Here is a 25,552-nt window from a genome sequence, read left to right on the forward strand (position 1 = left end):
AAGGTTCGTGGGTTATGATCGGTTAAATCGATCTGTCCCGAGCGTCCCAATACTGCTGCGCCGTTTCGAAGGCGTGTTCTCGGGTCTGACCGAGGCCACGCAATGCGAGGGCCATGGTCGAGATCAAGGCCATTTGCGGGTAGCTGTCGACCACGTCACCGCGCCAGACGGCTTTCAAATGTTCAGGATCGAGCGAGGCGGGTTTGACGTGGCGTTGACTCGACAACTGCGGCCATTCCTCGTCCCAGCTTTCGCCGCCGGTGGTGCCGTACAGGTGGCTGTCGGCATCCGGGTTGATCTCGATTTCGCCACCGTCGCCCTTGACCACAATCGCGGTGTCGCCGAGCAGGCCGCTGGCATCGCGATGCACCGCCTGGTAACCCGGGTGGAAAATGCTTTGCAGGCCGCAGCGAGCACCCAACGGGTTGAGAATGCGGGTGAGGGAGTGGATCGGCGAACGCAGGCCCAAGGTGTTGCGCAGGTCGATCATGCGCTGCAACTGCGGTGCCCAATCCTCCAGCGGCATAAACGCCAGGCCTCCGTTATCGAGCGCCGAGCCGACCTGTTGCCAGTCGCGGCACAACGGGATGTTCAACCCTTCCAGCAGTTGTTCGCTGTAGAGCCGGCCGGCCGTATGGGCGCCAGCGCCGTGCATGAAGATGCGCACGCCGTTTTGCGCCAGGCATTTGGCCGCCAGCAGGTACCACGGCAGGTGACGCTTCTTGCCGGCATACGTCGGCCAGTCCAGGTCTACCGCCAGGGCTGGCGGGTTCAACCGTTCGCGCAGGGCTTCGGTGAAACCGGCCATTTCCTCGGCGCTTTCTTCCTTGTGCCGCAACAGCATCAGGAACGCGCCGAGCTGGGTGTCCTCGACTTTGTCGTCGAGCACCATGCCCATGGCTTCACGCGCTTCGGCCCGGGTCAGGTCGCGGGCACCGCGCTTGCCTTTGCCGAGGATCCGCACGAACTGGGCGAATGGGTGTTCGGCTGGCGTTTCGAGGGTCAGCGCTGGAAAGTCAGTCATAAGCAATTCGTCGGTTTGGGCAGGCCCGCCAGTTTCGCGGCGAGTTTGGCAGGGGTGCCTTTGAACAGTCGGTTGAGGTGCAAGCTGTTGCCTTTTTCCGGGCCGAGCTTCAACGCGGTGTACTTGATCAGCGGACGGGTGGCCGGGGATAGCTGGAATTCGGCGTAGAAGTTGCGGAGCAATTCGAGGATTTCCCAGTGCTCCGGGCTCAACTGGATGTCTTCGGCGGCGGCGAGGGCGCTGGCCACCTCGCTCGACCAGTCACTCAGTTCGACCAGGAAACCGTCCTTGTCCAACTCGATGGCGCGTGCGCCGACTGTCAGGGAATTCATAGCCAACTGTTCACCTTGTCGTAGTGAATCGACAACTCGACGAAGGCGGGGTAATCAATGGCTTTGGCCGCGTCAGGAACCGCCAACGCACGGGCCTGGGCGTCTTCGGCCAGTACGAACAGTTTCAACGGGCGGGCATTCAGCGCGTTGAACGGCGCGGTGCCCGGTTGCAACGCATAGACGGCGTCGCCGGTCAGCAGCAACGCGTCGTTTGTGCCGATCACGCGCAGGCAACTGGTCAGGCGGTCATCGCCGAACGGGGAATGAGACAACACATGCAAAGTCGACATCAGAGGGTGATCACCTGGTCGTAACGGTCAATAAGTGCAGTGACTTCCTGGGTGGCCAGCACCCGGGCTTCTTCAAGCGACCGACCGTTGAGGTCCAGACCTCGTTCGGCAGCGCTGTGGCCACAGACATACAGGTCTTCCACACCGAACATCGGCAACGCTTGCAGGTTGGCGCTCAGGTCTTTTTGTTGCAGGGCCTTGGCGTCCTGTTTCGCAGCGAGCTGGAACACCCCGTCATCGAGAAACAGCAAGCCAATCGGCAGGTCGAACGCACCGCCAGCCAGCACGATGTCCAGCGCTTCCCGAGCGTTCGGCCCGGACCACGGGGCCTGGCGGCTGATAATCAACAAGGATTTAGCCATCTCACGCGCCTCCGAAACAGATCAGGCGGTCAGCGTCTTGCACCGCGTCATGCAACTGGCCGAGGCCGGACAATTCCCACGGCGCGCCCACGGCAACGGCGTCACGCTGATAGCGTCCGGCTTCCTCTGCGTTCAACACGCCACGGCGCAGGGCGGCGGCAATGCACACGACGCCATCCAGCTGATGCTCGGTGACAAAGGCGCGCCATTGCTTGGGCAGGTCCTGCTCATCCTGCGGCGTGACCACGCTGCCGGAGGCGTTGTAGACGCCGTCCTGATAGAAAAACAGCCGGACAATCTCATGCCCGCCGGCCAGCGCTGCCTGGGCAAACAGCAAGGCACGGCGCGAGGAGGGCGCATGGGCGGCGGAAAACAGCGCGATGGCGAACTTCATGACGGACTCGATCAGCAAAACTGCGGTCATGATAAAGCTTTATCGCGAGTGCGGCGAAGGGGGTTTACTCGTAGACCGAGTCGCGGCCATCGCGAGCAGGCTCGCTCCTGCAAGGTATTTGGTGGTGCATGACACTGAAATCCACCACAGAACCCTGCGGGAGCGAGCCTGCTCGCGATAGCGGTCTGTCAGGCGACATCAATGCGGGACGTGATAACCCGCTCAACGCGGCATATACCCCAACTGCCATCGCCGCGGAATCTTCAGCGACAGCAATCCAATCGCGCCCGCCAGCAACCCGCTGACAAACAACGCGTTGAGCCCAAGGTGGTGTTCCAGCACCGCGCCGAGCACTGCACCGGCAAACATCCCCGTCCAGGGAATCAACTGAACCCGCCAGCCATTACGCCGCTCACCGAGCATCCAGCGCCCCAGCCCACGCCCGAAGCGCGACAGGGCGCCGGTGACGTAAGTGAGGCCGACCGGCAAGCCGTTCACTTCCTCCACCGCCGCGTTGAGCATGCCCATGGCGATGATTGTTGCCAGCAGTGCCGGCAATTGTTCGTCAAAAGGCCAGGCCGCGGCGCCGCAGAGCAGCATTGCGATGCCCAGCAGCAAGGGCAGCGCCCGGCGGCCACCGAGGCGGCTGACGACAATGCCCAAGGCGTTGCCGACAATGAAGGTGGTCACGAGAATCAGCAGGCGCAGGGTCAGCCCGAGATCGCCGTCGCTGATGGCCACGGCGAGGCGGGTGGTGTTGCCGCTCATGAAGGAGACAAAGTCGCCGCTGGCCATGAAGCCGATGGCGTCAGTCATGCCGGCGAGCACCGAGAGCGCGGCCACCAGCACCATGCCGATGCGTCCGCGCCATTTCTGGATATGAAGATGGCCCGGGCTGGCGCGAGAAGTCGAGAGGGATGGCAACATCGGCGAAAGTCGTCCTCAGGCAGCGACCATCAGGGTCACTTGATCAATCCATGTAGTTCGCAATACTCCAGCCAGTCCATACCGGCCATCTCGGCCACTTCCTTGTGCACTTCAAGACGCTGAGAATCGTAGTCTTCAGGCGTCACGGCGGTCAATTGCAATGTCAGCTCCCAGGCAAACAGACCCAGGCGCTCGGCTTCGGCCTCGAAGGCCTCATGCAAGCGCTCGTCACGATATTGCGCCGCGGTCTCGCCTTTGGCCTGGGCCAACAGCGGGTTGAGGTTGTCGAGCTCATTGCGCAGCTCAGGACGCTCATCGAGAAACTTCTTCAGCGCTTTCTCGTGTTGCTGTTCGGTTGCCGCCATGGTCGCTCCTTGAGGCCCGGGTTTACGAAGATTGCTTCTTGCTGGCTTTGGCCGCAGCCGCCAGGCACTCGAGGGCAAACTGCTCGGGGTAGGTCATCTGGATCGGCGTGGTTTCGCCTTTGACGGTGCGTTCGCCGTCGAGGATGTAACGGATTCGTTTGTCGGTGACGCCAATGCGCTTGGCGATCCAGGACGGCGTCTGACCGATCTGGCTGATCAGCTTGTCAGCGTATTCGGCGGTCGGTTTGTAATACTCGGCGTTGGGTGTCATGACCTTTCCAGAAAATGAGCCCGGAAAAAACGGGCGATGCGACGTTAATGGCGCGACAGGGTGCGCGAATCGTCACGCGATGTCGCGGTATAAATGAAGTAAAGCAGAACGATACGCCGTGCCACGGTGATACAGTCCGCTTTTTCTTGATGAGCGAACACAATGCGAATTCTGATGGTGGCGCTGGCCGTGACGTTGCTGGCGGGATGCGCCGGCTCGGTGATGAACGATGCCCGCACCAAAGCCCCTTACAAAACCCTGAAATCGGACAAGCCGGAAAAAGTCGTCGCCCAGTGCGTGCAGTTTTCCTGGCAGGACGAGGCGGTGTTCGGTGTCGATGCCGGCGCGTATTTGCAGCCGGGAGAGAAGGGTGGGTCCACCGTTTACACGCGTTCTGCGGAGTCCTTTGTCGACGTGACCACCGATGCGTCAGGCACCGTGTTGAGTTACTACGCACAGCAAGATAACTTTGTGGCCAAGCGCCGCCTGGCGGCGCTGGCGACCTGCCTCTGACCTGAGGCGTTGACCCCCATCCCCTGTAGGAGTGAGCCTGCTCGCGATAGCGGCGGGTCAGTCGACATCAATGTTGGATGTCACTCCGCGATCGCGAGCAGGCTCACTCCTACAGTTGGATGGTGTGGATCATACGAGCAGGTTATGCGTCGTTGATCAGGCGCTTCTGGAAAAAGAAGCGCTTATGCCCCGGCGGGTAGTCGACAATCTGCCCCACCTCGCTGTAGCCCAGCTTCTTGTAGAACTCAGGCGCCTGGAAGTCGAAGGTGTCGAGCCAGACCCCGATGCATTCCTTCTCCCGCGCCACGTCTTCGGCCATCCGCATCAACTTCGAGCCTATGCCTTGTCCCCGACCCTGTTCCGGTACCGATAGCAACTCGATGTACAACCACTTATAAAAAACCCGACCATACAGACCGCCAAGAATCTCGTCATGCTCGTCGCGAATCAGCAAGGCAATGGGCTCCTGCTTCGAAACGCCGGCCTTTGAAGCGTTATAGGCGCGCAACGGCAGCAGGATCGCCTGCTCCTCGGCTTCGGTGGGGTTTTGCGACTGTTCGATACGCAGTTCCATCAGCTCAATCCTTATGGCCATGAGGGGCAACAGCCGCAAGCCTAACGCGACCCCCTGCGGTTGTTCCAGCCCCTTGAGTGGAACCCTCGCTCGCGCCCGGATGTCTAGCCTGAAGAGCGTCCTTCCGGAACGCGGCCAATGAGGATCACCCGTGAATATTTTTGAAGCCCTGCGTGAAAGTCACGACCGCCAGCGCACCTATGCCAAAGCGCTCATCAAGACCAGCGGCGACACCGCGGAGCGGGTCGAGGCTTACAAGCAGCTCAAGTCTGAACTCCAGGCCCACGAAACCGCCGAAGAGCGCCATTTCTACATCCCGCTGATGGCGTTCGACAATGGCGTCGATCTCAGCCGCCACGCCATCTCCGAACACCATGAGATGGACGAAATGATGGAAGAGCTGGATGAGACACAAATGTCCAGCCCGGCCTGGCTGGCGACCGCCAAGAAGCTGTCCGAGAAGGTTCATCATCACTTGGAAGAGGAAGAGCAGAAGTTCTTCCAGATGGCCGGCAAGCTGCTCGACGACAAGCAGAAAGAGGCCCTGGCCGGCCAATACGAAAAGGAATACAAGGCACAGCTTCCCTAGTCGGTACGATGCCCCGATTGCTACCTGGTGATGTAATCCTTTTGCTACACAGGACGTAGGACTTGGATCAGGGTACTGGTTTTATATCCAGTATTTGCGAGTGATCTGCGAAGGCGGGTTCATTCGGGGCTCAAATGGGCTGATGGACAAAAAAAACAGCGCCGTTAGGTTGGAGGCCTCTCCTCAGGAAGGAGAGTTCTCAAAATCAACGGAGTGAAAAAATGAACCAACCACAGACTCAACCTCAACTTCGACACGGTCGTGTCACCTCCCCCTCCAGCCGCGGTGCGGTCGCCGTAGAGCTGGGGTTGCTGAGTAGCTGGCAAGTCAACGAAATGGAAGGCGGCAAGAACTTCCCTTCGCTGACGGCGGGGCCCTTCGCGGCGCCGTATCAAACCGACAGCGACAGTGTCACGCCACCTGCCGACCGCTACATCCTCAGCGGTGGCAAGACGGATGCCCGAGACTGCATCAACTTCACCAACAAGGAAATGAGCGTCAGGCTCGGCCGCCCCTTCACCTGGCCCTTGTTGAACGTCGATCCGGGCCAGACCTTCAAGGTCACCTGGGAATACACCGCGCCCCATGTCACCCGTGGCTACAGCTGGTTCATCACCAAGGATGGCTGGAGCCCGGAACAGCGCATCGGCCGTGGGCAACTGGAGCCGACATCGTTCTTCGACGACTTCTACACCCAGGTCCCGTACTACAGCCATTCCGCCGAGATGAAAGCCAAGATCAACCACGAAGTGAAATTGCCGGGCAACAAGAAAGGCCATCACGTGATCGTGCTGATGTGGATCGTGGCCAACACCGGCAACGCCTTCTACCAAGCGTTTGACGTGGACTTCAAGTAAGCCCGCAGTGTTAATCCCCCCACACGTTCTGAAGGAATAGAACATGTCAAAATTCGACTTTACGTTATTGAAATCGCCACTCGCCGACGCCGCTTCGTTGATGCCGAGTATTGCCGGCAAAAAGATCCTCATGGGCTTCTGGCACAACTGGCCCGCCGGGCCGAGCGACGGTTATCAGCGTGGCCAGTTCGCCAACATCGCGCTGCAGGATGTGCCCAAGGATTACAACGTGGTGGCCGTGGCCTTCATGAAGGGCAACGGCATCCCGACCTTCAAGCCGTACAACTTGTCCGACGCCGAGTTCCGTCGCCAGGTCGGCGTGCTGAACAGTCAGGGCAGGGCGGTGCTGATTTCCCTCGGCGGCGCCGACGCGCACATCGAGTTGCACAAAGGTAACGAACAGCCGCTGGCCAACGAAATCATCCGTCTGGTGGAAACCTACGGCTTCGATGGGCTGGACATCGATCTTGAACAGAGCGCGATTGATTTCGCCGACAACAAGAGCGTCCTGCCTGCCGCGCTGAAGCTGGTCAAGGACCATTACGCCGGTGAAGGCAAACACTTCATCATCAGCATGGCGCCGGAGTTTCCGTACCTGACCACTGCCGGTAAGTACGTCGGTTATCTCCAGGCCCTGGAAGGCTATTACGACTTCATCGCCCCGCAGTATTACAACCAGGGCGGCGACGGAATCTGGGTGCCGGAAGCCAATAACGGCAATGGCGCGTGGATTGCGCAGAACAACGACGCGATGAAAGAGGACTTCCTGTTTTACCTGACCGAAAGCCTGGTGAGCGGCACTCGCGGGTTCACGAAGATCCCGGCGGACAAGTTCGTGATCGGCCTGCCTGCCAACGTCGACGCGGCGGCCACCGGTTACGTGATCAATCCGGCGGCAGTGGTGAATGCCTTCAAGCGTCTCGACGCCAAGGGGCTTTCGATCAAAGGCCTGATGACTTGGTCGGTGAATTGGGACAACGGGGTCAATAGAGACCACGTACCTTACAACTGGGAGTTCAGCCGTCGTTACGGGCCGTTGATCAATGGCAAGCAGCTCTCTTCACAGGAAGACAGCGCGATACCTGACGTCGTCAGCCAGCAGTAAAAAGAAGCCCGGCAGAGATGCCGGGCTTTTTGGTTTTCGCCTACCATGGGGACCTTCTGACGAAAAAAGGATGCGTTGTGATGGCGAACACAGCCGAGCGGGTCAACATCATCGAGTCCCAGGTGTTGTCCCACGACTGGTACTTGCTGAAGAAAATCACCTTCGACTATCTGCGTAACAACGGCGACTGGCAGCGCCAGACCCGCGAGGTGTATGACCGTGGCAATGGCGTGGCGATTCTGTTGTTCAACCGCGAGAAAAGAACCGTCGTCCTGACGCGTCAGTTTCGGTTGCCGGTGTTTGTCAACGGCCACGATGGTTTGCTGATCGAAGTGGCGGCGGGGCTGCTCGAAGGCGCGGCACCTGAAGAACGCATCCGCGCCGAAGCCGAAGAGGAAACCGGTTATCGCGTGCACCACGTGCAAAAGGTGTTCGAGGCCTACATGAGCCCAGGCTCGGTCACCGAAAAACTGCACTTCTTCATCGCTGAATATGACGCGGCGTCGAAAGTCAGCGAGGGTGGCGGGCTGGAAGAAGAAACCGAAGAACTGGAAGTGCTGGAGTGGACATTCGACGAGGCGCTCGAGGCGTTTTATCGCGGGGAGATCTGCGATGCGAAGACCATCATGCTGCTGCAGTATGCGGCGATGAAAAATATCTTCACCGCTACCTGAGACCTGAGTCCCGAGATCTGAACCCTTAACCCTGTGGCGAGCGAGCTTGCTCGCGCTGGGCTGCGAAGCGGCCCCAAAATACTGGCTTAGTCGGAGATTTTTGCCAGTGCTGCGCACTGGAGCGGGAGCAAGCTCCGTCGCCACAGAGATCGGGGGGGCAGTCGGCTTAAAACAGCTCGCCCGTCCGGCTAGCCCCGGACCACTCGCAACCTTCCAGCGTCAACAACCGTTCCTTTGCCTCAAGTCCGCCGGCAAACCCCGTTAACTTCCCCGACGCCCCAATCACCCGATGGCACGGCGCAACAATCGAAATCGGGTTCTTGCCATTCGCCGCGCCCACCGCCCGGACTGCGCTTGGATTGCCGATCTGCTCGGCGATCTCGCTGTAACTGCGCGTCTCGCCAAACGGAATGGTCAGCAGCGCCTGCCACACCTTCTTCTGAAAGTCCGTCCCGGCAAAATCCAGTTCCAGATCGAAGCTATTGCGCGTGCCGGAAAAGTATTCCTGCAACTGCTGAACGGCGCGTAGGAGGATCGGGTTATCCGGTGCCTCGCTCATCGGGCCAAGCCGAACCCGGTTCGGCTTGTCGTTTTCCCAGAGGATGGCGGCCAGTCTTGAATCTTTCGCAACCAGTTTCAGCTCGCCGACCGGGGACGCCAGAGTGGTGAAGGTGTAAGTCATGCCGGCGAACTCCTCAGAAGGGCTGAACAGAGGCCAAGCATACTGCCTCGGCGAGGAGGCGCAAAACGCAATCCCGGCCATACTTGCGTCTGCTTTGAAGCGTTTTCTCCGTTTTTAAACAGAGCCTAAAAACAAAAAGAGACCGACTCATGAAGTTCGAACCTTTTGCCAAATCGCTGATTGCGACCTCATTGGCGCTCAGTTGCCTCAGTGCTTACGCAGCCTCCGTGGCCCCGGTCGCGGCCGAAAACGGCATGGTTGTCACGGCCCAGCACCTGGCCTCCCATGTAGGCGTCGATGTGCTCAAGAACGGTGGCAACGCCGTCGATGCTGCTGTCGCCGTGGGTTATGCGCTGGCGGTGGTTTATCCCGCTGCGGGTAACCTGGGGGGCGGTGGATTCATGACCGTTCAACTGGCGGACGGGCGCAAGACTTTCCTCGATTTCCGCGAAAAAGCGCCGCTGGCCGCGACAGCAGACATGTACCTCGACAAAGAGGGCAACGTCGTGCCGGACCTGAGCACCCGTGGTCACTTGGCCGTTGGCGTGCCCGGCACCGTGTCCGGCATGGAACTGGCGCTGAAGAAATACGGGACCAAACCGCGCAAGGAAGTAATCGCCCCGGCGATCAAACTTGCCGAAGACGGTTTTGTGCTGGAGCAGGGCGATGTCGAATTGCTGGAATACGCCACCGACGTGTTCAAGAAGGACATCAAGGATTCCGGCGCGATCTTCCTCAGCAATGGCGAACCGATGCAGGTCGGGCAAAAACTGGTGCAGAAGGATCTGGCCAAGACCCTGCGGGAAATTTCCGAGAAGGGCGAAGACGGTTTCTACAAAGGTTGGGTGGCCGACGCCATCGTCACTTCCAGCCAGGCCAACAAGGGCATCATCACCCAGGCCGACCTCGACAAATACAAGACCCGCGAACTGGCGCCGATCGAGTGTGACTACCGCGGTTATCACGTGGTGTCGGCACCGCCGCCCAGCTCCGGTGGTGTGGTGATCTGCGAGATCATGAACATTCTCGAAGGCTACCCGATGAAGGATCTGGGCTACCACTCGGCCCAGGGCATGCATTACCAGATCGAAGCGATGCGCCATGCCTATGTGGACCGCAACAGCTACCTCGGCGACCCGGATTTCGTTAAAAACCCGATCGAGCACCTGCTGGACAAGAACTACGCGACCAAAATCCGCGCGGCGATCAATCCGCAAAAAGCCGGCGTGTCTCGCGAGCTCAAACCCGGCGTAGCGCCCCATGAAGGCAGCAACACCACGCATTACTCCATCGTCGATAAATGGGGCAACGCGGTGTCAGTGACCTACACCCTCAACGACTGGTTCGGTGCCGGTGTGATGGCCAGCAAAACCGGGGTCATCCTCAACGACGAAATGGACGACTTCACCTCGAAAATCGGCGTGCCCAACATGTACGGCCTGGTGCAAGGCGAAGCCAACGCCATTGCGCCCGGCAAGGCACCGCTGTCGTCCATGAGCCCGACCATCGTCACCAAGGACGGCAAAGTGGTCATGGTTGTCGGCACCCCCGGCGGCAGTCGCATCATCACCGCCACCTTGCTGACCATGCTCAACGTGATCGACTACGGCATGAACATCCAGGAAGCGGTCGATGCGCCCCGTTTCCACCAGCAATGGCTGCCGGAAGAGACCAACCTGGAGACCTTCACCACCAGTCCGGACACGGTGAAGATGCTTGAGAGCTGGGGCCACAAGTTTGCCGGGCCGCAGGATCCCAACCATTTGGCGGCGATCCTGGTGGGCGCGCCTTCGCTGGAAGGCAAACCGGTGGGCAAGAACCGCTTCTATGGGGCCAACGACCCGCGCAGGAATACGGGGTTGTCGCTCGGCTACTAAGCCGTAAGTCCATGGCCACCCTCAAGCTGCGAGGGTGGCCCGGCCGACAAGGTTATTCGTCGGGCTTGGTGACGAGGTTATCCGCCTCGTCCACCTGATACGGCACATGCGCTTCCACGCCATCCCTGCCGGTCTGCGCCACGACATTCTTGAATCGCTTGCCGTTCCAGCATCGGAAAATCAACGTCGCATTCTCGCCTCCGGTCAACGTTGAACCCAGGCTGCCAATCAGCTTGCTGCGGGCGCCGCCCACCAGAATGCTGTTTTTGCCCGCCGTCAAAACGCTTTTATCGCCGCCCATCAACGTACAGTCATCGCCCGCCGTCAGCTTGCTGCGATCACCGGCCGTGAGGTGGCTATTGCTGCCCGCCAACAGCTTGCTGCGGTCGCCGGCGATTTGGGTGCTGTCCTTGCCGGCTATCAATTTGCTGCGATCACCCGCCGTCTGGACGCTGCCGGCGCCCGCGATGAGGGTGCTGCGATAACCCGCGGTCTGTGAGCTGTCCTTGCCGGCAATCAACATGCTTTTGTGCCCGGCAATTTGCGTGCTGTCGGGACCGGCGATCAATGAGCTTTGATAACTGGCGATCTGGTTGCTGCCGTATCCGGCGGTCAGGGTGCTGTGCATGCCGGAGGTCAGGCTGCTGCCATAACCGGCGGTCAATACACTGCGCAATCCGCTGATCAATGTGCTGCCGTATCCAGCCGTGAGGAAGCTGCGGATGCCGCTGGTCAGGCTACTGCCGTAGCCGGCGATCAAGGAACTGTCCTGGCCCGCCGTTTCGGTGCTGCCATAACCGGCGGTAAGGGAGCTGCTGTCCTGAGCGGTGAGGGTGCTGCCGTAACCCGCCGTCAGCGTGCTGTCGTAACCGGCGGTTTGCGTGCTGCCGTAACCGGCGATCAACGAACTTTCGTAGCCGGCGGTTTCGGTGCTGCCATAACCCGCGGTGAGGGAGCTGTTGTCCTGAGCGGTGAGGGTGCTGCCATAACCTGCCGTCAGCGTGCTCTCGTAGCCAGCGGTTTGCGTGCTGCCGTATCCGGCGATCAGCGAACTGTTGCTACCGGCGGTTCCCGTACTGCCGTAGCCGGCGGTGAGAACACTGCTTTCCCGTGCGGTTTGCGTACTGCCATAACCAGCGGTCAGAGTGCTTTTGTAACCCGCCGTCTGGGTGCTGCCGTAGCCGGCCGTGAGTGAACTGTTTTCCCGAGCGGTGAGGGTGCTGCCGTAACCTGCCGTCAGCGTGCTGTCGTGGCCGGCGGTTTGCGTGCTGCCGTAGCCGGCGATCAGCGAACTCTCATGCCCGGCGGTTTCCGTGGTCCCGTAACCGGCCGTGAGAGAACTGCCGTCCTGCGCGGTGAGGGTGCTGCCATAGCCGGCGGTCAGACTGCTGTCATAACCGGCGGTCTGAGTGCTGCCGTAGCCAGCGATAAGCGAACTGTCGCCGCCGGCGGTTTCCGTACTGCCGTAACCGGCGGTAAGGGAGCTGCTTTCCTGAGCGGTGAGGGTGCTGCCGTAACCCGCCGTCAGACTGCTTTCATAGCCTGCGGTCTGGGTCGTGCCATAACCGGCGATCAGGGAACTGGCGTACCCGGCGGTTCCGGTGCTGCCATAGCCTGCCGTCAGGGAACTGCTTTCCTGGGCAGTCTGAGTGCTGCCGTAGCCGGCGGTCAGCGTGCTCTCATAACCGGCCGTTTGCGTACTGCCGTATCCGGCGATCAGCGAACTGTCGTGCCCGGCCGTTGCGGTGCTGCCGTAGCCTGCGGTGAGCGAACTGCTTTCCTGTGCGGTCTGGGTGGTGCCATACCCGGCGGTTAGCGTGCTTTCATGACCGGCAGTTTGTGTACTGCCGTAACCGGCAATCAACGTACTGTCCGATCCCGCCGTGGCGGTGCTGCCGTACCCGGCCGTGAGGGAACTGTTTTCCTGAGCGGTTTGGGTGCTGCCATACCCGGCGGTCAGGGTGCTTTCGTGGCCGGCTGTTTGGGTGCTGCCGTAACCGGCGATCAAGGCGCTATCCGATCCGGCTGTTTCGGTGCTGCCGTAGCCGGCGGTGAGGGCGCTGCCCTCTTGGGCGGTTTGAGTGCTGCCATAGCCTGCGGACAGCGAGCTGTCGCTTCCCGCCGTTTCGGTACTGCCGTAACCGGCGGTGAGGGTGCTGCCGTCCTGGGCGGTCTGGCTGCTGCCGTAATCGGCGGTCAGTGTGCTTTTCTGCCCGGCGATCTGGGTGCTGCCGTACCCGGCGATCAGCGAGCTGTCATCGCCAGCCATTTCCGTACTGCCATACCCGGCGGTCAATGAGCTGCTGTCGGCGGCGGTCAGGGTGCTGCCGTAACCGGCAATCAATGAGCTCTGACCGCCGGCTGTTTCCGTACTGCCGTAACCCGCCAGCAGATAACTTTGATGCCCACCCGTGAGCGTACTGCCGTACACAGCAGTTTCGAAAGTTTGCGAGGCGTCGGTTTTAGCGCCGATGCCGAAAGGACTGTAACCCTGTGCTCGCCGACTTTCGAATTCGCGACTGGAAGTTTTATTTGGTGATTCAAGTGGGGTGTCGATTAAAGGGATGTTTGCTGATTGATAGTGTTCAATGTGCGCTGCAATGTAATTGATCGAACTGTCTTGAGTGCCCGTGTGAACAACTTCCGCCTCCGGGAACTTGATCATGCCGTCTTCATCAAGTTTTATAATGTGACCAATGTGAACTTCGCACACAACCCATTTGGCATCGGCTCGCAAACTCAGTTGAGTAGAGGAACCTTCTCCCCACAATAAGCCGACCAGGCCGTTCTCGAGTTTCTTGCTGGGCTTCCAGTGCTTGCACACCACCAGGCCGGCGTCCGGCCAGACTTGGCCGGCATGGTCCGACATGTCGTTGGCGCAAGTGCGCAAGACAAGGACTTTGTTGTCACTCATATCATATGTGCTCAATGAATATAACGGCATCAGCGGGAATCAGGATTGTAAGTACCCATAGCGTTCAAATAGAACGGTCAGGTATTACTTACACGTCACTGGCTGAAATCCATTAAGAGCCAGTGGCAAAGCCGCAGTCCTGTCATTAAACAGGTCGCAGTCCCTGGCGAAACTTCTCGATATCGAAGATTCACCCTAAAGCAATGACTCGGGTATGACCACACTTATTGTGCTTTGGAAGTGTTTAATGTTGTTCGTTACAATAGATAAAGTAATACCGTAATAGTTGATGTGGTTTAATGAATTTTCAATTCAGCTTAGCGGTGTTGGGGCGGGCTGTGTCCGACTGGATAAATTCGCGGACAGGCAGCGATTTCAAGCTATTCCATCGTAGGTGTTTTACGGCATTATCGACGGTACGCACTCTTTGCTCGGCCCCAGGGAGCAGGTGGCGTACCCCTTAATCTGAAGGACTACTTTAAGGCCTGAGCCCATGACCACTGCATTGCTGATCATCGACGTCCAGCACGCCTTGTGCACTGGCGAGTACGAATGTTTTGAGATCAAACGCGTCATCGAGAATATAAACGGCCTGAGTGCCAAGGCCAGGGAGGCAGGGATTCCGGTCATCCTCATCCAGCACGAAGAAAAGGGCGACCAGCTGCAACATGGTTCTGAAGGCTGGCAACTGGCCGAAAGCCTGAAGACTTCACCGCAAGACCGTCGGGTGCGAAAAACCAACCGAGATTCGTTCTACCAGACCCACTTACAAGCCCTACTGCAAGATTTTGGCTCCGACCGCCTGATCATCTGCGGGCTTCAAACCGACTATTGCGTCAACGCCACCGTCCGCCAGGCCCTGAACCTGAGCTATGACGTGGTGCTCGCCGCCGACGCGCATTCCACCGTCGACAACGGCAACCTCGCCGCCGAAGACATCATCGCCCAGCACAACGCGGAGTTGGCGCACTTGACGGGGCCCGTGGCACGGATCGACGTCATCCCGGCCAGCGAGATAGCGATTAAGAACTGAAAATATCGATTAGCTCATTCAGGAACGCACTCACCAGATCCCGCTGCCGCGCCGAATGCCGAACCGCCGCATGAAACCCCACCTCATAACGCAGCAGCTCGGGATTCAGCGGATGCAACTGCCCCAGCTGTTCATGCTTCGCCGCATAGTGCTGCGGCAAAAAGCCTAAATGCTGCCCCGACAGAATGAGCAGCGCCGCGCCGTCCATGCTGTCGGTGAGCACGGTCAGGCGTTCGATCGAGGTGGGTGCAGGCATTTCCGGCAAGGGGTGACTGGGCCATACCCAGTCGTAATCGCGGACGTCATCCCGGGTCAGATCCCCCACGTGCTCAAACAGCGGGTGAGCCGGGGCGCAGTAGGCGATCTGGGTTTCCTGGAACAAGGGGAAGTAATCGATGTTGGGCAAGCGGTGCCAGAAGTAACCGATCGCCAGATCGATATGGCTATTGATGATTTTCTCTTCCAGCAGCGACGAAGACAGTTCCGTGAAGTGGAAATACAGGCCTTCATGACGAGCCCTTAAACGCGCGATGGCCAGGGCGATTTTCTTGTTGGCAACAGGATCGATCTGGCCGAGCAAACCGATATTGATGTTGCCCGACACTTTGCGATTGATGTGCTGGACCTCAACCCGGAAACCTTCGGCTGCCGCCAGCAATCGGCGGGCCGCTTCGACAAACTGACCGCCCTTGGGCGTCACCGAAAATCCGCCGCGACCGCGCTCGCACAGTCGAAATCCCACCCGCGCTTCCAGCGTCGCCAATTGCGCACTGATGGTCGGTTGAGTGGTGTTGAGCGCAGTTTGCGCGGCCGAGATGCCGCCCGCTTCAACGACGGTCAAAAAGACCCGGATCAAACGCAGATCCAGTTCCGATACAGTGCCCAGCATGGGTATCCCTCAATGTTCATTCACATAGACGCGGATCTATGTAAACAGTGTGCCTGCGATATTTTATAGCCCTGACCCAGGCCCTACATTGCAATGAAACCGGCGCTTTGCCCATAAAAACAACAATCAACTGCATAGGAACAATCGTATGTCAGGGTCTCCTCATTCTGCGCACGCCCTCGAGGCGAGTGGCGGGTTGGCCATCGAAGGCCACTCGATCGATTACATTCCGGAAAACGAACGTCACGCCAAGCTCAGCAGCCAGGGCCCTTTCTGGTTTTTAGGCAACTTCCACTTCTTCACCATCTCCATCGGTTTTGTCGGCCCAAGCCTTGGCTTGTCGGCGCTGTGGACGATGCTGGCCGGTGCGCTCGGGATCATGTTCGGCACCATCTTCATGGCTTTTCACGGCTCGCAAGGTCCCGAAATGGGCCTCCCGCAAATGATCCAGTCCCGTGCCCAGTTCGGGTATCGCGGAGTGATCCTGGCCTTGATGGCGACGATGTTTGTGTTCGTCGGCTTCAACGTGGTGAACATCTCGCTGATCATGAACGGCCTTGAACACGTCTTCGGCATCGACCCGACCATTGTCGCCATCGTCGTGGTGGTGATCGGCGCGCTGCTGTCGATCTACGGCCACGACCTGATGCACAAAGCCTTCAAATGGGCGTTGCTGGCGACCTTGCCGCTGTATGCGCTAGTCACCATCGCCCTGATGTTCGGTGCAGGCCAGGAAGGCGTCGCCCCGGCGACCGACCTGGGCTTCAGCTGGGTTGCGTTCGCCACGCTGTTTGCCATCGGCGCGAGCTACAACATTTCCTACGCGCCCTATGTCTCCGACTATTCCCGTTACCTGCCGAAAAACACCAGCCGGCCAAAACTGATCGCCGCCGTGTTCATCGGCGCATCGTTGTCGGGGAGCTGGATGATCGGCCTCGGCGCCTGGCTCGCGCAGCAGTTGAAAGCGGCGGATGCGCTGGTGGCGCTTAACCAGGTCGGATCGTCGATGATCCCGGGCCTGGGCAACGTGTTGGTCATCGTCTCCGTGGCAGGCTTCCTGCCGATCATCGCGCTCAACACCTACAGCGCGATGCTGACGTTATTGACCGGCGTCGACTCGATCAAAAAAATCACGCCAACCCCTCGCGCCCGGGTCATGTCGATCTCCGCGATCAGCGTCATCCTGTTGACCTGCGTGCTGTCGATCAAGGGCGATGGCATCGCGCTGTTGAACACCTTCCTCGTGCTGCTGTTGTACTTCCTCGTGCCCTGGACCGCGGTCAATCTGGTCGACTACTTCTTCGTGCGCAAAGGCCGCTACGCGATCCCGCATTTCTTCACACCGAAGGGCATCTACGGCGCCTGGCAATTCCGAGGGATCGTTTCGTACCTGATCGGATTTGCCGCGATGGTGCCGTTCTTCTACATCTTCGATGCCGCCGCCGGCAAAGAAGTGTTCGTCGGGCCGCTGGCGCGCATGCTCGAAGGGGTGGACATCGCCTGGCTGGTCGGCCTGGTGGTTTCGGGCCTGGCGTATTACCTGCTCAGCCGTTCGATCGACCTTGAATACGAACGCCGAATCATCGACTCGATCACCGAGAGCGACATTGTTGCCATGGCTCATCAGTCAGTGGAGGAGGGACGTTGAACAGCGTGAAAAATACCGTGGTCGCCTGCTGCCAAGTGGCACCGAAAATAGGCGACCTCGCTTACAACCGGACACTGACAGAACGAGCGATTCGCTCGGCGGCGTTGCAAGGCGCCCAAGTGGTGGTGCTGCCCGAACTGGTGCAGAGCGGCTACCTGTTTGCTGACCGCGACGAAGCGTTGTCCCTGTCCGAAACAACCGACGGACCGGCCCTGCGCCTGTGGACGGCGTTGGCGAAAGAATTGAACGTCGTTGTAGTGGGCGGATTCTGCGAACGACTGCAAGGCGATGCACTGGCCAACAGCGCGGCGATGATAGACCCCCAAGGCCTGCGCGCCGTGTATCGCAAGGCACACCTGTGGGACGCGGAAAGCGAAATCTTCAGCCCCGGCAACGAAGCGCCGCCGGTGGTCGAAACGGTCCATGGACGGATCGGCATGCTGATTTGCTACGACCTGGAGTTTCCGGAATGGGTACGACTGCCGGCGCTGGCGGGTGCAGAATTGCTCTGCGCTCCCGTCAATTGGCCCGATGGACCGAGGCCACCAACCGAGCGCCCGGCCGAGGTGGTGCGGGTTCAGGCCAATGCGTCGGTGAACCGGATGTTCATTGCCGCGTGTGATCGGCATGGGCATGAACGCGGGGTTGGATGGGTGCAAGGTTCGGTGATTGTCGATGCTGATGGTTATCCGTTGGCGGGGCCGGCGGAGCAGGGGGGAGAGCAGATTTTGTTGGCGACACTTAACCTCGCTGAGGCGCGGAATAAGCGGATTAGTGCGCGTAATGATTTGCATCGGGATCGGCGGTTGGGGTTGTATGGAGGCGGCGAGGAGTGAAGCGGTAGGCTGTGCCTATTGGCTATCCGCCCATACTGCTTCTGGCCGATTTTCTGCCTGGTACGAAGGACAGCAATCGGCCAGACGTTCAAACATAGACCGGGGATGTCTACCAGAGCGGAACAGTTCAAGCAGTCATTCAGTACATCGACAAAAGTAGGGGCGATTCAGCTGGATGAGTGTTTTTGATTTCAAACCCTTGCCAATGCTAATAGATTATTTATTGAACATTTCGTAAAAAAGCGTAGCATTGCCGACCATGATACTCGAACAGCTCAAAGCCCTGGCCAATGACACTCGCATGCAAATGATGGAGTGGCTCAAAGACCCACTTAATAATTTCCCACCTCAGGATCATGGAGATCCTGCGATAGGGGTGTGCGTAACCCATTTGCAGCACAAGGCAGGGCTTTCACCTTCTACCGCGTCCGCACACTTAGCTATCCTGCAGCGCGCAGGCTTCGTGCTAACCACCCGCATCGGAAAGTGGACTTACTACCGGCGCAACGAGCAGGCGATTGACGACTTTGCGGCCAAGTTGATCATCGAATTGTAATTTTTAAACTTTCATTTCGTTATTTTGCGTAATTAGAAAACATAAGGAATTCCCCTATGAGCAGCAAAACGATCTTCGTCCAACCCGGTGGCGGCTATGAAAACGTTGTGGTTGGCAGCAGCGAAGTCCAAGCCGCAGCGCTTGGCGAAATCACCGTACGACTTCACGCCAACTCGCTCAATTACCACGACTTCGCGGTGGTCAGCGGTATGTGGGGCCCTAGCGTAAAACGCATCCCCATGGCCGATGGTGCAGGTGAAGTCATTGCTGTCGGCCCTGATGTCACTGAATTCAAGGTGGGTGACTCGGTCGTCAGCACCTTCTTCCCGGAGTGGATCGACGGTGTGCCACTGGTTGAAGGCTTTGTCAGCGTGCCAGGCGACGGCATTGACGGCTACGCTCGTGAGCAAGTGACGGCCAAAGCCACATCGTTTACCCTCGCGCCTACTGGCTACAGCCATGCTGAAGCGTCGACGCTTACCACCGCTGGCCTTACTGCATGGCGCGCCCTGATGGCCGATGACTCACTCAAGCCGGGCGACACCGTGCTCGTCCAAGGCACTGGTGGCGTTTCAATTTTCGCCCTGCAGTTCGCTAAAATGGCCGGAGCTACCGTCATTGCGACCTCTTCAAGCGACGAAAAACTTGAACGTCTGAAAGCTCTAGGCGCTGATCATGTCATCAATTACCGCAAAGACCTTAACTGGGGCGAAACTGCACGCGCTCTAACGGGTGGCCGTGGTGTTGACCACATCATCGAAGTCGGCGGCCCTGCGACGCTTGAGCAATCGATGATTGCAATTCGGGTTGCTGGTCACATTTCCGTCATAGGGATATTGAGTGGCGTAAGCGGTGCAATGAATTTTGTACCGGCACTGATCAAGCAAGTGCGTCTGCAGGGTGTATTGGTGGGTAGCCGCAGCCAGCAGCAAGACATGATCCGGGCCATCAATGCTAATGGCATGCGCCCGATTATTGATCGTCATTTCCCTTTGAGCGAGATTGTCGAAGCGTTCAAGTATCAGGAAACCAACCAGCATTTCGGCAAAATTTGTCTGGATATCTAAGCCGCATGAATGGGCATGATCCATATGCCTATCTCAAAGAGCCCATTGCTCCCTGTCGCACCGGCAGCCATGTGTAAAAGGGGGCTGATTTATTTGTGATCCAGGTGCCTGAAGCGCTGTTAAAAATAAATCCGTCCCCTTTTTTCAAAGGAAATTACTGGCGTGGGATGAGGTGATTTGTGAGGTAACGCTGTTGTTCCGAAAAGTTCGGGCCCGCCACATTACTTCCTGTCACGCCATCGACTTCGGGCGTGGAGATACGCCGTCAAATCGCTGTAGCCTAGTTGAGCTGCAATCTCCGTTAATGACTCTCCTTGCAATTCAAGATGCAGTTCCAATTCTGCGCGAATCTGATCGAGCAATTGCCTGAAGGTTGTACCTTCCTCTTCCAGTCGTCTCCGTAAGGTCCTTGGCGTCTGGTGCAGCGCCTTCGCCAGATTGTCCAGATTGGGAGTTTCACCTCTCGCTAGAGATCGTCGCGCTCCTTCAGCAACCTTGGCTGACCAACCGCTGAAATTCCGATGCACGGCGATCCGTCGATCCAGTTCCTGGGTCAATAACTCAAGCATCCCGTGATGACGTGTCTGCATCGGCAGGCTCAAGCTTCGAGCATCGAAATAGAAGCAGTTAATCGGACAGTCAAACTCGACACGGCCCCCAAACCATTGGGTGTATTGCTTGTAATACGACGGACGAGAGTGAGTAAATCTTGCCAGGACCGGCTGCACCTGCTGCCCTGTTCCACGCCGCAACTGCGCGATGGACATTGCGCCGTAGTGCTCAATGACATAGCGCGCCAGCTCACTGGGCGCATCGACGCACAGCTCGATGCCAACGCCGTTTTCATCATTGAGCAGTCTCACCGTGTCTGTGTCCGCCGCAAGCCGCGCGTACCGGGCCCAAAGCTTCATGGATGATAAAACGTCGGGGCTGTACAAGCACAGATAGGCCAGGACGTGCCAGTCCTGAGGCGTGAATAGCGTGAACAGTTTCAACCCGATCGCCGGATCGATGCGCGCCGCCTCGCGCCAAAGCTGATCCAGCTCGATCAGGCTGTAATCCCTGTTTTCTCTCAGGGCCTGGCTATCCAGGAAACGCTCCAGCACCTGGCCCAGTTTGCCGCGGTGAAAGCGCTGGGGGGAACGATTGACCTGTTCTCGCTCAATTTTGTCCGTTTCGCGCATAGGGACGGCTTACTCGTTGGCTTCTAATGAAAGGGCATTGCCCGCAAGGGCCTTAATCGAGAGTGCCATGAATACAATAATGCTCGCCAACAATCCTTCCGTAATAGTGGCCGGGATATTCCTTGCCTTCATCTTGCTGGAACTCGCGTGTTCTTCGCTCCGACACCCGTCGAGCGGGAAGCGTGACGTACTGATCGAAGTCATAGGCTCCGGGATCCTGGTTGCAATCACGTTCCCCAGTGTCATGTGGCTCAGTGGAAAAATCCTGAGCCTGGCTGTTCCGGAAATGAAAGGCGCCTTGGCCACCATTCCTTGGGTCGCAGGGTTCGTGTTGTTTCTAGTACTGGATGACATGACTCAATACTGGTGGCATCGACTGACACATCGGGTCCCGGCACTTTATGCGCTGCACCGCGCTCATCACTCCGCGCCCTACATGAGTGTCCGCATCGTTTATCGAAACAACAGCTTCTACTACATGCTGATGCCCGGCATCTGGCTGTCCGGCATACTGATCTATCTAGGGCTTGCGCATATTTACTATGTTTATCTGATCCTGAAGATGATCGTCATCTTCGCAGCGCACAGCAGCGTTGCGTGGGATGACAAACTGTATGGCATCCGTGTGTTGCGTCCTATTGTCTGGGTTCTGGAGCGAACGATCTCCACCCCCTCCACTCATTCAGCCCATCACGGCTTGACTGCCGAGGATGGTGTCACGCATTACAAGGGCAACTTCGGCAACCTGTTGTTCTTCTGGGACATCCTGTTCGGTACGGCCAAAATTACCCGCCGGCGTCCGCCCTTATACGGTATCGAACACTTGTCACCGATCAGCTGGAAAGAAGAGTTGTTCTGGCCCATCGTGCGTTCACGCCGTGTCACTCCCAAAGCACATAAGGCTAAACAGAAGGTGGCGCAATGAGCCGTCATATCGTTCTGCTGTCTGGATCGAATAGATCAAACAGCCAATCACTCAAAGTCGCAAAATACTTGCGCGACCGATTAGAGCAACTTGGTCTTTGTGATTCAGGCGAACTGCTGAACTTGGCTTCCAGTCGGCTACCGCTGTGGCCAGAAGAAGACATTGATGGAGTCTGGAATGTCCAGCAAACCATCCTCAAAAAAGCTACCGCACTGATCGTGATCAGCCCGGAGTGGAATGGCATGGCTTGCCCGGCGCTGAAAAATTTCTTTTTGTACGCAGGACTCGGTGAACTTGGACACAAGCCAGCGCTCCTGGTGGGGGTTTCGGCTGGGCTCGGGGGAGCCTATCCAATTGCTGAATTGCGTGCTTCGAGCTACAAAAACAGCCGGATCATGTATTTGCCTGAACAACTCATCATAAGAAATGTTGAATCGATGATGAATAGCGAAATTCCCTCAGACGAAAATGATATTCGCATCCGCACACGTATCGACTGGGCTTTGCATTTACTTTGTCAATACGATGACGCCTTACGCACGATACGAACTGCAATCAAACACCCACCTGAGTTTTCTACGGGGATGTAAAACTGTCGCACCTCAACGAATTGAATAAATAAACCTTGCGCTAATGTGTGCATTTCAACCACGTCGATGCAAAAACATTCAATATTGAGCGAGCAGGGTGTTGCATCGACGGGTTGATCTAAGTCAAACGGATACGCGGTTGGCATGGTTAAAAACCACCATCAACGCACCAGCAATTAAGATGCAGCGATTAATTACAAATGCGATTTTTTACAACTCAATCTTAATAGCTCATGACGCTGGAATAACTATTTCGCGACAGACAACCGTCGGCCAATAATTGCCTGTTATGAATGTCCGTTTAGGGCCGTTTTCTACCCGTCGCGAAGGGCAGTTATCGACCCAAAGCTGACCTTCAGATGGGTAAATTTTTGTCACCTCGTGAATGGCATCTTCAAGGACTTCGCGATCCGACCTAAAATTCTTATGCATTTTTCAGAAACAACGAGCGGTGGTTCGTTAATCATGTAAAGCAGGTGTTCGAACGCTACTCCAGCCTCGTTGTGATCGACATAATCCAGAACTATTTCACCACCATTCTCTAAACCTGCCTGAGCTAATGCATGGTCTTCCGGTATAGGGCCGAGCTGGTCGTATGCAATGGACATCAGCGTCGAGATTTCCTCAAGTGCCTCAACGAAATCGGCCCTCAAGTCGTTGTTAAGGTGGCTCATAACAAACATTCCTTCGATTATGGTGACCTGCGTTCCGTTCCCGTCTGGTCGATTGTTGCCCAAGACCTGGTCTTTGCGCACTGAGCCGATGGACCTGCGTGCCGGTACCGAGACGGCATTGGGCGGTGATCGCATTCTTTGGTCGCAAGGAGGCGATCGGCAAGTGAACACAGTATTGGCGCAATTGCTAAAAGCCAACGCTGAATCGGACTTGTGCAGTGTCTGGTTGGCTAGCGTCACCGATGAGTGTAATGCTGCTGTATGAAGTCGTGATCGACTTCGACCAGTCGAGGGTATCTGCTTTCGTCAAGCGTTTCGCGAAGTCGCCTAGAGTAGCTTGCCTGCTCAAAGGCAACCTGGCACCTGGCGCTGTCAAAGAATGACCGGAGATGGGCGAGTGCCTGATCAAATGCAGGGCTTTCAATACGCAGAAATAGACCTGTCAAATCTTGCTGGTCCGTGAGCTCTCGATACAAGTCGACTGTGAAAATACTGCCTCCGTTATTTTGAGCATGATACACATGCACGTCGCCGTAGCCGTTGTAAAGGTGGGCGAAATACAACTCGTGGAGTTCGATAATGTTGACGGGAATTTCAAGGGTGGTAAATACCGCCTGCAGGTCGGCGCTGGGAGCCTTCTGGTCACCTTCCCAGGTTACTAAATCTGACATCGATACACAGATGTCGAATTCTTTGGCATAGATGGTTTTTTTGGACATTCTCATTCCATCGCGGAGTGTTGGAATTTTAAGGGTGGAGCTTCATAAGGCATCGACTACGGGTTATGCCTGATATCGACCGGACGAAGCATCAGCTCATCACAGAAAGAACCAGCGGTCGCTATTCTATCTCCGCGAGAGGCCGGAAATGACCTATTGCTGCCTCACAAGAGGATCCCCTACGCTTGCAAAAATCGATCGGGCCGGCATGGGCAAAGGGAACTGGACGCCTTGTCATCGATGATCTCCTCGCTGGCCAGACGTCCCACTATCGCCGCCAAAGTAATTCCAGGGTGCATTGCACAAACATAGACGCCACCCACTTTGGGTAGATAACCGATGATGGGGATGCCATCGGCAGGCATGGGCCTGAGTCCGACACAAGCCCATTCCGGATCTATGGAAACAACACCATGGAGTTCGTTCTGGATTGTCTTGGCAGTTCGAAGCGCTATCGCTGCCGGCTGATTTTCCATGGCGTCGTCCAGGTAATCTTCTGCCGCCAGCAACGCACCATCCGAACTTTGCCTCACTTCCATTTCAGGGCTGGAGATGAGGGTGTGCACGAGGTTGGGTTGTGACTTGTAACGGATGAAAATGGCAGGCGAGGCCTCTATCGGCAGGGACACTCCAAGCATGTCTGTCAGCTTCGTGATGCCTGTCCCGGCTGCCAATACGACAATATCGGCATCGATGATGCCTATTGTTGTTTCGACTCCGGTCACCGTTGCACTCTGGGTTACAAAACCGAGCACTCGCGTCTGAGTGAGAATCTTCGCCCCATACGCCTGGGCACCTGCGATCAACGCATGCGTAGCTGCCACTGCGTCCAGCGCTCCTTCTTCAGCCGCATATAGAGCAGACTGGGGAGGGTTCTTGAGATTTGGTTCAAGGTCGAGAATCTGCGATCGAGACACCAGATTTGCCGAAGCCTGGTGACCTGGGATCGGCAGCGCTCCAATCGCCATCACGCTGTAAGACAAGGCACCTGTCCATCGTATCTCCAGACCAGGCAGCTGCGTTTCGAGTCGGCGGTACTCCTTGATGGCAGAGCCGCGCAGTTGCGCAATTGGATCAGGTTCGGGGTGTGAGGTATTGAGCCAAGCGAATGAGCTGCCAGTCACTCCCGAAGCTATATCTTCAGCCTCTACCAAGGTGACATTCGCGCCTTTACCGGCCAAATGATACGCCAATGACGCGCCAACGATGCCTGCACCAATGACAACGACTCGTCTGCCCTGACCATTTCCCATATCAACCTCCGTTCTGTCGATGTGACGATGGTACGACAGCTGGATGATTTCATGACATGAGAACCTGATCGTTCAGGACGCTTTTTGAGTGTCTGCTTTTGGTCGATAACAGGCTGATTCAAGAGACCACGTTGCTATCACACTTGCGACGGTCATCTTTTAAATACGGCAGTGGCTTCCTGAATTTTTTCGGAGCTTTCACCGCCTGTAGGAAACGCGTATCAGCTTTTTCAACAACCTTTGAGCGGGCATGTTTAAACGCCCTCAAGGTTACGTCCTGAAAGCTACAAAACCTTGCGCCGTTGCCTACGGCTGCACCAGAATCCGCCGGCTTGTGCGCTTTTGGGCTGCTCGGTAACTTGATTCCCGTCACTGCCCTTCAGTGATCGGGTTTAGCAGCCCGGGGTTACAAGCAAGCTGCACGAGCT

27 protein-coding genes and 2 pseudogenes are annotated in these 25,552 nt (G+C 57.4%); 13 read left to right on the top strand and 16 right to left on the bottom strand.

Annotation, left to right across the window (positions count from 1 at the left end):
* Positions 1-22: 22 nt before the first annotated feature.
* From AC1ROI_RS04285 to AC1ROI_RS04320, 8 genes are all read right to left on the bottom strand, one after another.
* Positions 23-1,024 (bottom strand): glycosyl transferase family protein, encoded by a 1,002-nt coding sequence (locus tag AC1ROI_RS04285; RefSeq protein ID WP_102595376.1) that lies wholly within the window; start codon positions 1,022-1,024, stop codon positions 23-25.
* Entirely contained in the window at positions 1,021-1,356 is a 336-nt protein-coding gene (locus AC1ROI_RS04290) for a TusE/DsrC/DsvC family sulfur relay protein (protein ID WP_010458921.1), read from the bottom strand. Before AC1ROI_RS04290 ends, AC1ROI_RS04285 begins: the two co-directional genes overlap by 4 nt.
* Positions 1,353-1,646, bottom strand: a complete 294-nt coding sequence (gene tusB, locus AC1ROI_RS04295; RefSeq protein ID WP_077748748.1) for a sulfurtransferase complex subunit TusB — start codon at positions 1,644-1,646, stop codon at positions 1,353-1,355. Before tusB ends, AC1ROI_RS04290 begins: the two co-directional genes overlap by 4 nt.
* Entirely contained in the window at positions 1,646-2,008 is a 363-nt protein-coding gene (gene tusC / locus AC1ROI_RS04300) for a sulfurtransferase complex subunit TusC (RefSeq protein WP_010458926.1), read from the bottom strand. The genes tusB and tusC overlap by 1 nt, the downstream gene beginning before the upstream one ends.
* Position 2,009: 1 nt before the next feature.
* The gene (tusD, locus tag AC1ROI_RS04305; protein WP_010458929.1) at positions 2,010-2,402 is read right to left on the bottom strand and encodes a sulfurtransferase complex subunit TusD; all 393 of its coding nucleotides are present in this window, start codon (positions 2,400-2,402) and stop codon (positions 2,010-2,012) included.
* Positions 2,403-2,624: 222 nt separating this feature from the next.
* The gene (locus tag AC1ROI_RS04310; protein WP_102595374.1) at positions 2,625-3,329 is read right to left on the bottom strand and encodes a YoaK family protein; all 705 of its coding nucleotides are present in this window, start codon (positions 3,327-3,329) and stop codon (positions 2,625-2,627) included.
* Between the two features lie 35 nt (positions 3,330-3,364).
* On the bottom strand, positions 3,365-3,694 hold the full coding sequence (locus AC1ROI_RS04315; protein ID WP_077748751.1) for a DUF6388 family protein: 330 nt from the start codon (positions 3,692-3,694) through the stop codon (positions 3,365-3,367).
* A 22-nt stretch (positions 3,695-3,716) separates the two neighbouring features.
* Positions 3,717-3,965, bottom strand: coding sequence for a hypothetical protein (locus AC1ROI_RS04320; protein ID WP_008154823.1), 249 nt, complete (start codon positions 3,963-3,965; stop codon positions 3,717-3,719).
* 162 nt (positions 3,966-4,127) lie between these two features.
* Between AC1ROI_RS04320 and AC1ROI_RS04325 the strand changes: the two genes are divergently transcribed.
* On the top strand, positions 4,128-4,478 hold the full coding sequence (locus AC1ROI_RS04325) for a hypothetical protein (RefSeq protein ID WP_077748753.1): 351 nt from the start codon (positions 4,128-4,130) through the stop codon (positions 4,476-4,478).
* 142 nt (positions 4,479-4,620) lie between these two features.
* Here AC1ROI_RS04325 and AC1ROI_RS04330 read toward each other — a convergent pair whose 3' ends face one another.
* Entirely contained in the window at positions 4,621-5,052 is a 432-nt protein-coding gene (locus AC1ROI_RS04330; RefSeq protein WP_077748754.1) for a GNAT family N-acetyltransferase, read from the bottom strand.
* A gap of 151 nt (positions 5,053-5,203) precedes the next feature.
* Here AC1ROI_RS04330 and AC1ROI_RS04335 point away from each other — a divergent pair, with 151 nt between their 5' ends.
* The 4 genes and pseudogenes from AC1ROI_RS04335 (at position 5,204) to AC1ROI_RS04350 (ending at position 8,277) form a co-directional block, all read left to right on the top strand.
* Complete coding sequence (locus tag AC1ROI_RS04335) at positions 5,204-5,641, top strand: hemerythrin domain-containing protein (protein WP_010458944.1); 438 nt, start codon at positions 5,204-5,206, stop codon at positions 5,639-5,641.
* A 221-nt stretch (positions 5,642-5,862) separates the two neighbouring features.
* Positions 5,863-6,498: a lytic polysaccharide monooxygenase auxiliary activity family 9 protein gene (locus AC1ROI_RS04340; RefSeq protein WP_102595373.1), complete on the top strand. Its 636-nt coding sequence runs from the start codon at positions 5,863-5,865 to the stop codon at positions 6,496-6,498.
* Between the two features lie 43 nt (positions 6,499-6,541).
* A pseudogene (locus tag AC1ROI_RS04345) lies at positions 6,542-7,576 on the top strand (chitinase); the annotation flags it as partial.
* 107 nt (positions 7,577-7,683) lie between these two features.
* Positions 7,684-8,277, top strand: coding sequence for an NUDIX domain-containing protein (locus tag AC1ROI_RS04350; RefSeq protein WP_077748757.1), 594 nt, complete (start codon positions 7,684-7,686; stop codon positions 8,275-8,277).
* Between the two features lie 166 nt (positions 8,278-8,443).
* On the opposite strand, the gene AC1ROI_RS04355 is transcribed toward AC1ROI_RS04350, so the two are convergent.
* Complete coding sequence (locus tag AC1ROI_RS04355; protein WP_010458952.1) at positions 8,444-8,959, bottom strand: methylated-DNA--[protein]-cysteine S-methyltransferase; 516 nt, start codon at positions 8,957-8,959, stop codon at positions 8,444-8,446.
* A gap of 149 nt (positions 8,960-9,108) precedes the next feature.
* Between AC1ROI_RS04355 and ggt the strand changes: the two genes are divergently transcribed.
* Entirely contained in the window at positions 9,109-10,836 is a 1,728-nt protein-coding gene (ggt, locus tag AC1ROI_RS04360) for a gamma-glutamyltransferase (protein WP_010458954.1), read from the top strand.
* Positions 10,837-10,888: 52 nt separating this feature from the next.
* Here the strand turns inward: ggt and AC1ROI_RS04365 are convergent.
* Positions 10,889-13,273, bottom strand: a pseudogene (locus AC1ROI_RS04365) (beta strand repeat-containing protein); the annotation flags it as partial.
* A 970-nt stretch (positions 13,274-14,243) separates the two neighbouring features.
* On the opposite strand from AC1ROI_RS04365, the gene AC1ROI_RS04370 reads away from it, so the two are divergent.
* On the top strand, positions 14,244-14,783 hold the full coding sequence (locus AC1ROI_RS04370) for a cysteine hydrolase family protein (protein WP_102595370.1): 540 nt from the start codon (positions 14,244-14,246) through the stop codon (positions 14,781-14,783).
* On the opposite strand, the gene AC1ROI_RS04375 is transcribed toward AC1ROI_RS04370, so the two are convergent.
* Positions 14,773-15,672, bottom strand: coding sequence for a LysR family transcriptional regulator (locus tag AC1ROI_RS04375; RefSeq protein WP_010458960.1), 900 nt, complete (start codon positions 15,670-15,672; stop codon positions 14,773-14,775). The two genes, AC1ROI_RS04370 and AC1ROI_RS04375, sit on opposite strands and share 11 nt — an antisense overlap.
* A gap of 148 nt (positions 15,673-15,820) precedes the next feature.
* Here AC1ROI_RS04375 and AC1ROI_RS04380 point away from each other — a divergent pair, with 148 nt between their 5' ends.
* From AC1ROI_RS04380 to AC1ROI_RS04395, 4 genes are all read left to right on the top strand, one after another.
* Positions 15,821-17,320, top strand: coding sequence for a purine-cytosine permease family protein (locus AC1ROI_RS04380; RefSeq protein WP_102595369.1), 1,500 nt, complete (start codon positions 15,821-15,823; stop codon positions 17,318-17,320).
* On the top strand, positions 17,317-18,156 hold the full coding sequence (locus AC1ROI_RS04385; RefSeq protein ID WP_102595368.1) for a nitrilase family protein: 840 nt from the start codon (positions 17,317-17,319) through the stop codon (positions 18,154-18,156). Before AC1ROI_RS04380 ends, AC1ROI_RS04385 begins: the two co-directional genes overlap by 4 nt.
* A gap of 259 nt (positions 18,157-18,415) precedes the next feature.
* Positions 18,416-18,712 carry an ArsR/SmtB family transcription factor gene (locus tag AC1ROI_RS04390; RefSeq protein ID WP_102595367.1) on the top strand — a complete coding sequence of 99 codons (297 nt, stop codon included), beginning with the start codon at positions 18,416-18,418 and terminating at the stop codon, positions 18,710-18,712.
* 56 nt (positions 18,713-18,768) lie between these two features.
* The gene (locus tag AC1ROI_RS04395; protein ID WP_077748763.1) at positions 18,769-19,779 is read left to right on the top strand and encodes a zinc-dependent alcohol dehydrogenase family protein; all 1,011 of its coding nucleotides are present in this window, start codon (positions 18,769-18,771) and stop codon (positions 19,777-19,779) included.
* Between the two features lie 221 nt (positions 19,780-20,000).
* On the opposite strand, the gene AC1ROI_RS04400 is transcribed toward AC1ROI_RS04395, so the two are convergent.
* Positions 20,001-20,963, bottom strand: a complete 963-nt coding sequence (locus AC1ROI_RS04400; RefSeq protein ID WP_010458969.1) for an AraC family transcriptional regulator ligand-binding domain-containing protein — start codon at positions 20,961-20,963, stop codon at positions 20,001-20,003.
* A gap of 67 nt (positions 20,964-21,030) precedes the next feature.
* On the opposite strand from AC1ROI_RS04400, the gene AC1ROI_RS04405 reads away from it, so the two are divergent.
* Positions 21,031-21,888 (top strand): sterol desaturase family protein, encoded by an 858-nt coding sequence (locus AC1ROI_RS04405; RefSeq protein ID WP_102595366.1) that lies wholly within the window; start codon positions 21,031-21,033, stop codon positions 21,886-21,888.
* Positions 21,885-22,478, top strand: coding sequence for an NADPH-dependent FMN reductase (locus AC1ROI_RS04410; RefSeq protein WP_077748765.1), 594 nt, complete (start codon positions 21,885-21,887; stop codon positions 22,476-22,478). The genes AC1ROI_RS04405 and AC1ROI_RS04410 overlap by 4 nt, the downstream gene beginning before the upstream one ends.
* Before the next feature lie 374 nt (positions 22,479-22,852).
* Here the strand turns inward: AC1ROI_RS04410 and AC1ROI_RS04415 are convergent, their stop codons facing one another.
* The 3 genes from AC1ROI_RS04415 to AC1ROI_RS04425 all read right to left on the bottom strand — a co-directional run bounded on the left by AC1ROI_RS04415 (position 22,853) and on the right by AC1ROI_RS04425 (position 25,124).
* Positions 22,853-23,152 (bottom strand): hypothetical protein, encoded by a 300-nt coding sequence (locus tag AC1ROI_RS04415; protein WP_102595365.1) that lies wholly within the window; start codon positions 23,150-23,152, stop codon positions 22,853-22,855.
* Positions 23,153-23,388: 236 nt separating this feature from the next.
* Positions 23,389-23,871, bottom strand: a complete 483-nt coding sequence (locus AC1ROI_RS04420; RefSeq protein WP_102595364.1) for a hypothetical protein — start codon at positions 23,869-23,871, stop codon at positions 23,389-23,391.
* 179 nt (positions 23,872-24,050) lie between these two features.
* Positions 24,051-25,124: an NAD(P)/FAD-dependent oxidoreductase gene (locus AC1ROI_RS04425; protein WP_010458982.1), complete on the bottom strand. Its 1,074-nt coding sequence runs from the start codon at positions 25,122-25,124 to the stop codon at positions 24,051-24,053.
* Positions 25,125-25,552: the final 428 nt, after the last annotated feature.

The sequence above is a fragment of the Pseudomonas sp. GW823-FHT02C02 genome, assembly GCF_058797635.1.